The organism is Plectonema cf. radiosum LEGE 06105, from assembly GCF_015207665.1.
Classification (GTDB): domain Bacteria; phylum Cyanobacteriota; class Cyanobacteriia; order Cyanobacteriales; family Nostocaceae; genus Rivularia; species Rivularia radiosa_A.
Genome location: NZ_JADEWL010000083.1, coordinates 1 through 12,468 on the forward strand (window position 1 = coordinate 1; position 12,468 = coordinate 12,468).

Sequence of the window (12,468 nt, forward strand, 5' to 3'; positions counted from 1 at the left end):
TACTAATCTTTGTGCTTCTTGGGGATGCTTTTCGATGTACCCTAGCATTAAATTCATATTTTTAACCTTTGTAAAGGTTGCTTGAATATTATTTTACCAGATTTTATTTATATTCCGGAGATGTCTATTGAAAAGCACTCTTTATACTAATAAACGCCATGAATTGATGCAACTACAGAAAGCTATAAAGGTTGCTAGGAACGAATATGGAGCAGTACTCGTAAGTTGGTTAGACCAAGTAGTTCCCCATTCAATAGTTTCAGAAATCTTGTTTTGTGGTGGAACTGCTGACTATCTGAGGAGAGAGTTAAATTCACATTATTCAGGGACAGTTTGTTTATGGGGAGTTGGTGCAGACATTCCATCACAAGTTGATAGCTTTGGATTGGGAAGTCGGTTGGCTGATGTTTACAGCGTATTTTTGTATTTCTTGAAACAAACAGATGTGTAATAAACAAATCGATTTTCGTTGGCGTTATCAGCCATGTCAATCAATGGATGTCCAATTAATGAATTATATTCAATCCAATCGGATTACGGGTAAAACACAAATGATGCTTGTAGCAGTGCGTTCATTTTGGCTGACTCATGCTCTTGCTAATTATTCAGATGATGAAAAAGAAGTACAGCGCATAGCTCAAATTTGTGTAAAATCTCTCAGAAAACAGGCACAAGAAATTGTTGAATTAGCAGGATTGGAAAATACTTCCCTAATATTTTTAACACAGAATTCTATACAGTCTCGTTCAAATAATCATTCTTGCGATCGCCTTGATAATCAAAGCGAAAATAATGTTTACGATGATACGGGTTTAAGTAATTTTATGTAAATTGTTTAACAGAGGTAAAATATGAGCTTTCAACCAGTTAAAAGGAAAAGAGGCAGACCTAAAAAAACTGTTTTAACCCTTCGAGAAGATATACAAAAAGAAAAATCAACTATGGATAAGAATAAATTACTAACGAATGAAAAAATAGAAGATTGGGATAAAGAAATTGATGGCTCGGAAATAAATGAAGAAATTACAGAACCTCCAATCAATGAAATATCAAAGGGAGAAACTACTCATAGCAATAATAATAACGAGGAACAACAAACATCAACTAATGGTTTTGTTCGAGTAGAGAAAGAAAATAGTTTCAAACAACCAACAATTATTCACATTATTGACGGAGAAAAAGGGGGGTGCGGTAAATCATTTTTTTGTAGAACTTTCATTGAGTACTGTAATTATATAGCTTACGATGTAGCAATTGTCGATGCAGATACAAGCAACAAAGACATAGCCAAAATTTATCCGTCGGTTGAGGTTGCTTTTTTTAGTGATGATGAGAAGCTAGCATCTGAAGCTGATAAAATATTCGATTTGGCTTTTGAAAAATCAGTACTTGTCAATTTACCCGCTCAAGTTTATTCCAATGTTACTAACTGGATAAGACGTAATGATTTAGTTAATTTGGGAAAAGATAACTCAATCAAGTTTATCAAATGGTTTGTTTGCACGGGAGGTGTAGACTCGGTAAATTTCTTTCTCGAATCTTTGAATGATTTAGGAGATGACATTATTCATGTATTTGTAAGAAATCAAGGACTATGCGACGATTGGCAATATATAGACGAGATGCCCTCTTTTCAATCGGCTATCAGTAACTACAACTTTGTCATCATGGATTTCCCAAAGTTTCCATTTTGGGAACGCAATGTAATTGACCGTTTGGAGATAAATTTTACGGAGGCTCTAGCACATCCAGAACTGAAAGTTGTTCCCAAGCAACGGGTAAAAAATTTCCTAAGAGTGGCTTATGCTTCTTTTGCTGCAACGGAGTTAATTCAATGAGTGTAGTTGATGCTTCCAAAAGTATAGAAGAAAAACCCAAAACTCCTGACGATTTACTTGCTGAAGCTCTCAAAGGTAAGAGCGAATCGTTTAAAACACGAGTATTGCATTTTGCTCATAGTTGTGGATTATCTCAAGATGACCCATTGTTTTTAATAATGATTGCTACCGGGCAACTAGAAGTAATGTTGGAAGATGCACCAGAAACATTACAAGTACTTTTTAAAACTTGGAATCGGGATTTAGCTTCTAATTTAGAGAAGGTAGAGCAAGTTGCAGTTGAAAGACAAAAGGTAGCAATTAACCGTGCTGCACAAGCTTTGATTCATGAATCTTTAGTGCGTGAAGGTCGAAATATTATCAATTCTATTTACCCTGCTGTTATCGTGTTTTTTCTTATCTTTGCAGCAGGTTTTATCAGTGGAGTTTCTATTCCACCTTGGATTGTAGGTGTGTTGGGAAAGGGATACAGCTTAGTAAAATCCAATAACTTAACTTGGGAGGAATTAGATGCAATGAAATGGGCAGTATCGAATGAAGGTAAATTTGCAAGAAATTTGATTAATTGGAATCGCGGTTATTTAGAAAATGGGGAATGTATCAAGGATGTTCAAAAGTTAGGAGTGGTTTTATCGCAATACAACCGCAAAGCCAAGTCAGGATTTTGCACCATTTGGGTGGTTCCGGCAGATAAACGTAAATTTGGTTCTTAGCGCTTAAATCATTACATAATCTAAATTAAGATTAAATCTCTATGTAATCATCATCGGATAGCTTACTTTCTCTCACTATTTGTTCCATTTTTTTTACCTCTCTCTTCCATTCTTCTTCGTTCGGGTCGTAGAAATAATCAACATCTACGTAACCTTCACTAATAAGTTCTTCTGGAGTCATCCCACAAGAAAGCTGACTGATATTTGTTTGTGGAATGTGTGTCTTTTTTTTGTCTTTCATAAAAATGTACCGTTAATACAATAAAAAAGCTGTTTAAGCTGACACTAAATAAACAATATATTGCTAAAAAAAATGATTTGGATATGGATTTCAAGCTCAATCAATTTGATACAAAAACTAAACAAAATACAGGTGTCGAACAAAAGCTAACGAATTCCCTTGCACAATATTTATTTCCTAACACTAATTTTAGCATCGGCATTGCTTATCCTAATGCCACAATACCAGAAGACCTGGAAGAAAATTTAGATGGAATGAGTTTACAATTTTCGTCTGGTACAAGGATGTTCTTCGCCGATAACAAGAATGTTCGCTCTTCATTGTATCCTAACCCTTCTGATGGTGCAGCTTATCCCTTGCCTTTCACACCTTGTCAAAGCTTTCATGAATTAAGAGAAGTGAGAGTTTTGATTGTTGATGATGTAACTGGAGAAAACGGTGGTGTTATAGCTAAAAATAATGCACGTAAGTTAATTGGTGATTGTAAGGGTTTAATAGACACGGATTTCGCAATTTCTAACAATATACAACCGCGTGCTTTTCAGTTTCGACTTGGTATCAAACCTCAAAAAGAGTGTCCTGTTATGCGAATCGCAAAGGGTACGCTCGCACCTACAAGGCTAAGTAGGCTGGGGGAATCTTATTTTCGCATGAGTGGTAAGGTAAAAGACGGTACTCTCCGTTCTAAGATTGGTTACGATATGGTAATAGCGACATCTTCTTTCAAGGGAAGGAAAGGAAAAGATGCGATTAAACCTGGAGAATATCTACTTTCTCTTGGTTTAGGCGTGAAGTCGTTTGCTTTGTACAGAGAGCATAGTTTAGGAACACAAGTTTTAGTTAATTATCCTCAAGCCGTAAAACACGAAATTCTTCCTATTATTAAAGAACAAGCAGAAAAACTTGCTCTTGAGCAACTCTCGCCAAAAAAGTTAGCACAGCGATATATTGATACCTGCTCTCGACGTAAAGCATTTGCTGCAAAAAATTTGGACTCGGATACAGATTTTAAACAAGATATTGATGAAAAACTCTTTCTGTTTGATAATTTAGTTTCCGACTCGGAAATTCAAGAAGCTCAAGAATGTGAGAATTGTATCAAAGAACAAAAAGATTTATTACTTTACTCTCTATTAAAAGCCGATATAGAAAATTTTTATCAACTTCTCGAACATCCGAAAATTATTTCTGACCTCAAAGATTTTGCTCGAAAACAATGGGTAGAGATAGCTACTGGACGTTCGATCAAGTTTACTTCAGGTTTAGCTCAACCTAGTTTAGATTTACAGCCAAATGAAATTTGTATTCCTTACTTGAAGGAAGGAGAAGAAATTATAGTTACCCGTTCACCTTTAATTAATTCAAATGGTGTAATTACTTTAAAAAACAAGCATCTTCCGCAAACGCTATTGGGATGCGTTTACATAAATCCAAAAACAGCTATGGATAATATGCAATGCGATTTTGATGGTGATTTACTAGCTTTTGCACCTACTAAAGAATTTCCAATATTAGCAGAAGAAGTAAAACAAAAGAATTTACCTGAAAATAGATACCCCGATATTGTCAAAAAAGAAAAAATACCTTATCAAGGAAGCTTCGCAGAAATTGCTGTTTCTGCTATGGATAATAAAATTGGGATTATAGCTAATGAAATTCAGAAAAATATTGCATTGCAATGTGAAGTTGATACAATGCCTCAATCAGAAAAAGCTGATTACCTTCAGAGGGTTTCAGCACATTTTAATTACCTATTAAAAAGACACGAGCAAGGTAAATTACAATTACCTCCAAAGATAACACAGCAGTTATATTTTATAGCATCTTTGTTCAATACAAATTTAGAAGAGTCAAAACTTGAGCATCAATTGCACTCGGTAAAAAAACTATTATTTGATTGCGTTGCAGAATTAGGTAATGAGTTACAAGTAGCGACTGATGGTTGTAAAAGTGCTTTACGTCCAGATGATTCGATTATTAAATATTGTCAAGCTATAACTGGGTATAAAGAAGTAGAATGGTTGGCTGATAAGAAGGATAAAGAAGCATTTATTAATCGGGGAATGAAAACTAATGGTTATAGTCCCATTGATTTGATGATTCTACAAACCAATCAAATATTTGAACAAAATCAATTAATTGCTAGACCTATAGAACAATTTAGAAATTTTTATCCACAAGTAGAGTTTAATTCATTTAAAGAACAAGCTAAACACATAAAGAATAGCTACAATTCATTAGTCAGAAACCGTATCGAACTAGAACAAAGACAAAAAATTGCTGAAGGACCCTACCTGATAATTACTTCTCCTGTTAGTGAAAAACAGTTAGAAATTACAAATTTAATTAAGTTTGATGCAGCTAAAAATCATAATTTTTGGAAAGCTTCTGAGTTGAGCATCCGAATTTATTCTAGAGAATCAACTACCAAAATACCACATCCTCTTTTTGCTAAAGCAAGATTTACAACATCTTCAGGTAAAGATATTGAGATTCCTGTTGGCACAATTAGTATGAAATCAATGCGAGAACATAACCTAAAACCGGGAATGACAATAAAGCAGGGCAAAGTAGAATTCTTTAGCGGTATTAGTAATAGTATTATTGATGCTTTGAAGCAGCAAACTCTTGAATCCGTTGAGTCAATTAGAAATAGCACTCCGGATAATGAAAAGCTACAGCTAGCAGCTGCAATTCATGATATTAGCCATACCGAAGAAAATAAAAATTATTCGGGATTGAAAAAGGCTGGTGTAGCGTTCGCTATATTTCCCGACGAAGTAATAAGTCAACTTTATCAATTACAGTTTACGCAAATAAGGGTACTTGGTACTCAGTTTAATCAGTTCGCCGATCGAAATTTTACTGGTGAAAAAGTCGCAATTAAATTTGAGAATGGTATCAATCCTCGCGCTCCTACTCAAATGGCACGTTGGGTAATGGTAGAAGGTAAAAAGCTTGGTACGATTGATGCTACTTCTCCTCATTTACTCGCTGGATGCGAAGCTGTTGCAACTATTACTTCTCCTCATGCGATAAGCGTTATTATTAGCAGTTTAAAAAATCCCGATCGTAAATTGCAAATTGATAACGTAAATAAATATGCTTTTGAATCTCGTCAGTGGCAGGGTGAAAAAGTCAATATTACTTTAGTTGTAGGAGAAAATAGTCCCAGGGGCGCACCAACTATTTTTGCGAAGATAGATAATCAAGTGCTAGGAACTGTTAACAAAAAGTCAGTCAGCTTTTTACAAGAAAAACTTACTGCTGTTGGTAAATCGATTCAAGGATTTACGTTCTCAGGTACTTTAAAGAGTGCGAGAGCTAGCTATGCAGATATTGTAATTGACCCGAACAGCGTCAACTTCCCACAAATCGAAACTACTTTACAACAGCATAATGAAACTTCTGCTGAAAGCAATAAAAATGTTTGTACCGTTTTATTTTTTGAAGCATCTGTTGATAGTGCGTTTGAACAGAAGACTCAACAAATGATGTGCAATATGCTCAAACGTGCTGTTGAACGTGCTGTGGAATCGGGTTACGACACGGTACAGTTTGTTGATGTTTCGGCAAACCCAGATAAATCTTCAGCTTCGATAAGAGCTATTAATCAGCTAGCAGCAGAACACACAGATATAAATGTTGATTTTATTGGTAGCGCGTCGGTAGAAGATGCAATCGGACTGATGAAGCAGCCATCAGATATTGTAATTGGAGTTAAGAGCGCTCAAACTGTTGGCATTATTAATTTTTTGGCTAATCAGGGAAAGGCGTTACGCCAAAGGCGTTTAGCTCCGCTAATCGCAGCATATATTCCGCAAACTCAAGAGTTTGATAGACGGAATTTACCTATCCCCAACAAGACTGTTGAAGTAGCGAGGAATAATCCACGCGAACAACGTTGATTTTCACTAGTAACAATAACAATCTAAGAAAATGACGATGCTTTTTGATATCGAGCAATACCGTCAACCTAATAGACACAGTTATGAATGTGACTGGGATTCTACGGTATACGATCCAGCTTGGGATGAACTAGATGATTTTCCCGAAATTTCACAAAACATAGAACCTGTTGAAAATAGTAATGAAAAAGTTTCCACAGCTATGGAAGTTTTAGACAAAGATGGAGAAGAAATATCACTTAAAATTGATCAAGCCTTTAATGATAATAGTTTCAGGCAGGTTTGGCACGAGCGCAAAGTTCTCCGGATAGAGGATTATGTCTGGCGACCTTTACAAATTTACATGAATCCCTTTTACTCTTGTCCCCCTAGCACTGAGAAACCTTGCGGAGAGAAGCGGGAACATATATCACCTTCGATTTCCCCTAGCACCCGATTTTACTGTGAGAGTCAAACTAAGTTAAATAATAGTTTGTTATTCTCAACTACTTTAAACTCCCAAGTAAGTAATGATGACAATGTGCTAGGGGTAAATACATCACCTTCAACTTCCCCTAGCACCCAACTAAAAAGTGATAGCCAAACCCAGCAAAACGGTTCATTTTTATCAACTACTTTAAATATTCAAGTAAGTAATGATGACCAGATGCTTGGGGTAAATATATCACCTTCAACTTTCCCTAGCACCCGATTTTACTGTGAGAGTCAAACTAAGTTGGATGATAGTTTATTATTCTCAATTACTCTAAACTTTCAAGTAAGTAATGATGACGAGGTGCTAGGGGGACATATATCACCTTCAACTTCCCCTAGCACCCAATTACAAAGTGATAGCCAAACCCAGAAATACAGCTTATTCTTATCAACTACTTCAAATATTCAAGTAAGTAATGATGACAAGGTGCTAGGGAGACATATATCACCTTCAACTTCCCCTAGCACCCAATTACAAAGTGAAAGCCAAACAAAGTTGGATGATAGTTTATTATTCTCAAATGATTCAAATGCACAAGTAAGTAATAATGAGCGAGTGCTAGGGGAAAATACATCATCCCCAACTCCCCCTAGCACCCACCGTAAACCTGGAGAAGGTAGCGGTAATCTTTCTTGGGGTTACGCAAATGCTAATAGTACTAAGAAGAAACCAATCAAACAGCTTTATTTCGAGTGGGAATATGGAGGGAAGAGAGGAAAAACTTATGTGCGATCGCACTTCAAGGAGCAAGTTATTTCAATGAATGAAGCGAAGGTTCCAGTTATAGAAATATTGAAATTATTAACTTATAACCCGAAGGTGGCGCGTATTTTAGGTGTTAATTAAGTGGTATGATACTTGGTTTCAAAAAAGAGGATTACACTTTAAGCAATCTTTGCTTCAACTGTGTATATCGCTCCTGAGATTTTCTAGAACGAACGCACATTCCTATCGCTTTCTTACTCCCAATAATAATTGCCAACTTCTTGGCACGAGTTAAGCCAGTATAAAGCAAATTCTGGTTCAACATTACGAAATGTTGCGAATATAATGGCAACAATACAACTGGATATTCCGAACCTTGGGACTTGTGAATACTAACGCTCCAAGCCAAAGCCAGTTCGTTTAAATCGGCATAATCGTAAATAACTTCGCGTTCTTGAAACTGTATTATTACTTCTTGTTCCTCGGTGTCAATATTGGTAATAAATCCCATATCACCGTTAAACACTTCCCGTTGATAATCGTTAGTTAATTGAATAACTCTATCCCCTACCCGAAAAATAATCCCACCTCTACTTACTTCTACCTTCTGCGAATTGGGAGGATTAATTAATTGTTGTAATACGTTATTCAGATTACGGGTACCTACCAAACCTCTTGTCATTGGTGCAAGTACTTGTACATCAGTCGCAGGATTAAAGCCAAGCTTGGGAATCAAGTCGGTAACTATCTCGCTAATTGCTTGTACCCCGTGTTCCGGTTGAAACCCTCCCCCATGCCATAAACAATCTGATTGGGGTGTTTCAGATATTGGCTCAATCAAAGGATATTGTCCGCGATTAATTTGGTGCGATGCAGTAATAATTTTACTACTCGCAGCTTGACGAAAGACTTGGGTGAGTCGCACTACCGGAACTCTACCCGAATGAATCAAATCTGCCAACACATTACCTGCACCAACTGACGGCAGCTGATCTATATCACCAACAAGAAGGAGTTGAGCGTCCGAATCAACTGCTTCAACTAAGGAGTATGCCAAAAATAAATCAAGCATACTGGCTTCGTCTACAATAATCGCTTTTTGAGGTAGCGGGTTAGTTCTGTCACATTTAAATGAACGCCTTTTGGGGTCAAATTCTAAAAGTCTGTGGATGGTTTTAGCTTCCAACCCCGTCATTTCACCTAACCTTTGTGCAACTCGTCCAGTTGGTGCTGCTAGAGCAATTGATTTACCCATTGCTTTCCACAATGAAACAATAGTACGGGTGCAAAATGTTTTACCAACACCAGGACCACCTGTAATTACCATGATTTTTGAGTAAGCAGCCGTTTCTACCGCTTGCTGTTGTTCGGGAGATAGTGAAACTTTACGGCTTTGGCTAAAACGTTCTAACCAAGTACTAACGCGGGGAATATCGGGATTAATGGGTTGATGTAACCGAGAAAGTATTAATTGAGCCAGGTTTTGTTCAGTATGGAAGAAGGTTGGTTTATAGCAAAGCAATGTTCTATCAGCATCCCTTTCTCTAACTAGTTCCGAAGTAAGGGACATATCGCAGATGACTTTGGAAAGCGCATCTTCTTGTGGTTGATGTTCTTGGGTTGTTAACTTTTCACTAAGCTGTTGTACTAATTCCGGTTGGGGTAAATAACAATGTCCCGAATCTGCGGCTTCGCTTAAAACGTGAATAATACCAGCTTTGTATCGAAATTCCGAATCTGGGGGAACGCCCAAATTACGAGCAATTTTGTCAGCAGTGAGGAAACCGATTCCATAAATATCAGTTGCTAGCTGGTAAGGGTTTTCGTTGACTTTATTTATTGCTAAATCACCATAGTGCTTGTAAATCTTCACCGCGTAGGTTGTGGAAACACCATGACTTTGCAGAAATACCATTACTTCTTTGATGGCTCTTTGTTCCTTCCAAGCCTTTTGAATCATGGCAATGCGCTTTTTCGCAATACCATTAACTTCTTGCAATCGCTCGATTTGGTTATCAATAATATCGAGAGTTTCCGTACCAAAATGAGCAACGATACGTTTTGCTGTTACTGGACCAACTCCTTTTATTAAGCCACTACCTAAATATTTTTCAATTCCTGTAATTGTGGCTGGCTTGGTTTCTTTGTAGTTAGTAACTTGAAATTGCAAGCCGTATTGCGGATGTTCTCGCCAGAAGCCGTTAAGTTGAAGCGTTTGTCCCGGTTGAATGCCTGCAAAACTTCCCGTAATCGTAGTTAATTCCGATACTCTTGGACGTTGCAATCGCGCCACCGTGTAACCCGATTCTTCGGAGTGATAGGTCAAGCGTTCAACCACTCCCATGATTGATTCTTGCGATTGAGTGGCGTTTATTTGTTGTGTGTTAACTTGGTATGCGCTGGACATTGTTTTTTCGATTTAGGCGCAAATATTATACTAAATACTAGCTGTTGTGTGAAAAAATAAAATCACCAATCAATAGTATTTTTGTATTAATAAGTTAATTATAGATAATGCCGGAAATTATTGTTGGAAAAAAATATCCCTTTGTTAGGGATAAAGTATTCGCAGGAATTATTATTGCTGCACTGTTATGGAACGTACCAAGATACTCATGACTTCTCCAGGATTGGAAGTTGGTAACAATGGAGTCCAATCACGTATATTGGCATAACCGAGTTGATGTAAAACTTGGATTGTCCCTATTACCGCTTTACTTGAACCAGTTAAAGTATGTTTGATTATCTCTGGTTGAAATGAATTTGTTGTCTTTGAAGCCATTGAACAATGCTTTCGTAATTATCAGCCAAGAAAAGTGCGGGAAAATAGATTCTTCCGGTTTTAACTCCTGTTTTTGGATGAGTGAATATTTGAAATTGAGGCTCACTTAAAACTTCTGCCATTAGTATTACCTTGCGAAACTTTGTGTGATTTTGAAAGCTTGTGATAAATCACCTCAATTTATTTATCACAAGCTTTGCTAAAGGATTAATTAGATAACGACCTCGGAATATTTAATGAAATTAGATATTTTCCATTTCAGCCCATGAACCCTATCAGCAATGTTGGGTTTGTTCGATTTACCATCACAAAGCATACAAATTTCACACCGTATCATATTATCTTCGGTATGACGACAAAGGATTTCATTATCATTCAACGGTGCGTTGGGAGCGATAATTCTGAAAGTTCTCCATCCTTGACTTTGAGCAACACGCGCTTCTAATTCACTTTGCACGGAAGCCATTAAATATTGTTTCCAAATTGGCTTACAATTTTTCCAATTGTGGGAGTACCCCGTATGACTTCCTGATGCTAAAATTATCGGTTCCCACACATAAAATGGTACTGCTGTAGGGTCTCCATAAGAACCAATTCTGATAGGATAATGATATCGTCTGAGAACTTCAATTTCGTTTTTGCTGAATTTTGAGTAAGTACCTGCTACATATTTTCGGTACATATTATTTATTGGTGCGAGATTGACATAGCAGCTTCCTGTTTGGCTCAATTTTAAATTGCAAGAGCCACAAATACCTCGATCTAAACCTTGCTTTGCAGCGAAAGTAGGAGCGAATTCTTGTTGTAATATCCAGCTTTGAATCAACCTCCCTGTCTTGCGATTTGAACTGGGAGAAACAAAGCCAGTCAAAATTAGAAATATAGGAGAACCGTCTATTAGAGATGCCCCTTCCCAAACAACGTAACTATTATTCAACATATTAATATTGGAAAATGATTTGGATTTTTATGAAATGAAAAGTGTTTGAAGTGATGATATATTTGAAATAATTTATGACAGCAAAAAGGGAGAATAAAATATTCTTTATCCCCCCTTTTGATTTTATTTACAATGCCAACATTAATTCTCGGCTTCTATTTGAGGACTAACGCTCGCATTTACGCGCTCTGCATATTCTCGTCTGCGTTGCCAAGATAATTGATTTAGCACTACCAAATCTTCAAGAGTTTTACCAAATTTCCGATTAGCAAATTCGAGTAGTTGTTCTAAAGAGAATCGCTGTTCTTCAACTTTTCCAAAATCCGAGGCGAAGCGTTCTTTGAATGCATCCCAATTGAAATCCTGAAAACTACGTTTTGCGAGAAGTCCACATAAAGAACGAATAGAATAGTAGACTTTTGAGTATAAGCGTTCAGAGTAGTTGCTAACTCCATATTCGCCTAAAACGGAATCATCGATTGCTTGAAAGTTGGATGTAGAGGATTTACGTGCAGCCATAATACAGATATTCCTAATTAGTTCATTTTCCTATGAGCGTAAGCTCTCTTGATTTCGAGTGTTTCAGTATTTAAGATAATTGTGATTTGTAATTTAACTTTGCCAAGATGGCAAGGTGATGGTACAAAAAGTTAGTGGCAAAGTTATGGTGTAAACGTTATTAACGTCCTATTTATTTTCAACAATTAGATAGTGACCTTTCTGGTCAAGGTCGAAGCAGGCTAAAATCATCGTTACTGCTTGTTTCAATTTTTATTGATAATAAATGCCGCAATATTTTAATTACGGCAATTTCAAAGTCCAAAAATCCAATTTCGGCACAGTTAAAGTAAAATAGGCTTTTTTGA

At 36.7% G+C, this 12,468-nt stretch carries 11 protein-coding genes; 6 read left to right on the forward strand and 5 right to left on the reverse strand.

The genetic code is table 11. The annotated features are described in order from the left end of the window. The first annotated feature begins 127 nt into the window (after nucleotides 1–127). The 4 genes from IQ247_RS20695 to IQ247_RS20710 all read left to right on the forward strand — a co-directional run bounded on the left by IQ247_RS20695 (nucleotide 128) and on the right by IQ247_RS20710 (nucleotide 2,551). Nucleotides 128–451, forward strand: coding sequence for a hypothetical protein (locus tag IQ247_RS20695; RefSeq protein ID WP_228059917.1), 324 nt, complete (start codon nucleotides 128–130; stop codon nucleotides 449–451). Continuing rightward, nucleotides 444–830, forward strand: coding sequence for a hypothetical protein (locus IQ247_RS20700; protein WP_193923010.1), 387 nt, complete (start codon nucleotides 444–446; stop codon nucleotides 828–830). Before IQ247_RS20695 ends, IQ247_RS20700 begins: the two co-directional genes overlap by 8 nt. Before the next feature lie 111 nt (nucleotides 831–941). Continuing rightward, nucleotides 942–1,838 (forward strand): P-loop NTPase family protein, encoded by an 897-nt coding sequence (locus IQ247_RS20705; protein ID WP_228059918.1) that lies wholly within the window; start codon nucleotides 942–944, stop codon nucleotides 1,836–1,838. Further along, complete coding sequence (locus tag IQ247_RS20710; RefSeq protein ID WP_193923012.1) at nucleotides 1,835–2,551, forward strand: DUF6753 family protein; 717 nt, start codon at nucleotides 1,835–1,837, stop codon at nucleotides 2,549–2,551. The genes IQ247_RS20705 and IQ247_RS20710 overlap by 4 nt, the downstream gene beginning before the upstream one ends. A 31-nt stretch (nucleotides 2,552–2,582) precedes the next feature. On the opposite strand, the gene IQ247_RS20715 is transcribed toward IQ247_RS20710, so the two are convergent. Then, nucleotides 2,583–2,792 (reverse strand): hypothetical protein, encoded by a 210-nt coding sequence (locus tag IQ247_RS20715; RefSeq protein ID WP_193923013.1) that lies wholly within the window; start codon nucleotides 2,790–2,792, stop codon nucleotides 2,583–2,585. An 83-nt stretch (nucleotides 2,793–2,875) separates the two neighbouring features. Here IQ247_RS20715 and IQ247_RS20720 point away from each other — a divergent pair, with 83 nt between their 5' ends. Then, on the forward strand, nucleotides 2,876–6,700 hold the full coding sequence (locus IQ247_RS20720) for a hypothetical protein (RefSeq protein WP_193923014.1): 3,825 nt from the start codon (nucleotides 2,876–2,878) through the stop codon (nucleotides 6,698–6,700). A gap of 31 nt (nucleotides 6,701–6,731) precedes the next feature. Further along, a complete protein-coding gene (locus IQ247_RS20725) occupies nucleotides 6,732–8,021 on the forward strand; it encodes a hypothetical protein (RefSeq protein ID WP_193923015.1) in 1,290 nt (429 codons plus the stop codon). A gap of 31 nt (nucleotides 8,022–8,052) precedes the next feature. On the opposite strand, the gene recD2 is transcribed toward IQ247_RS20725, so the two are convergent. The 4 genes from recD2 to IQ247_RS20745 form a co-directional block, all read right to left on the reverse strand. After that, the gene (gene recD2, locus IQ247_RS20730; RefSeq protein WP_193923017.1) at nucleotides 8,053–10,287 is read right to left on the reverse strand and encodes an SF1B family DNA helicase RecD2; all 2,235 of its coding nucleotides are present in this window, start codon (nucleotides 10,285–10,287) and stop codon (nucleotides 8,053–8,055) included. 171 nt (nucleotides 10,288–10,458) lie between these two features. Continuing rightward, a complete protein-coding gene (locus tag IQ247_RS20735; protein ID WP_193923030.1) occupies nucleotides 10,459–10,662 on the reverse strand; it encodes a hypothetical protein in 204 nt (67 codons plus the stop codon). Between the two features lie 211 nt (nucleotides 10,663–10,873). Then, on the reverse strand, nucleotides 10,874–11,602 hold the full coding sequence (locus IQ247_RS20740; protein ID WP_193923018.1) for a hypothetical protein: 729 nt from the start codon (nucleotides 11,600–11,602) through the stop codon (nucleotides 10,874–10,876). 141 nt (nucleotides 11,603–11,743) lie between these two features. Continuing rightward, complete coding sequence (locus tag IQ247_RS20745; RefSeq protein WP_193923019.1) at nucleotides 11,744–12,121, reverse strand: hypothetical protein; 378 nt, start codon at nucleotides 12,119–12,121, stop codon at nucleotides 11,744–11,746. Nucleotides 12,122–12,468 lie beyond the last annotated feature (347 nt).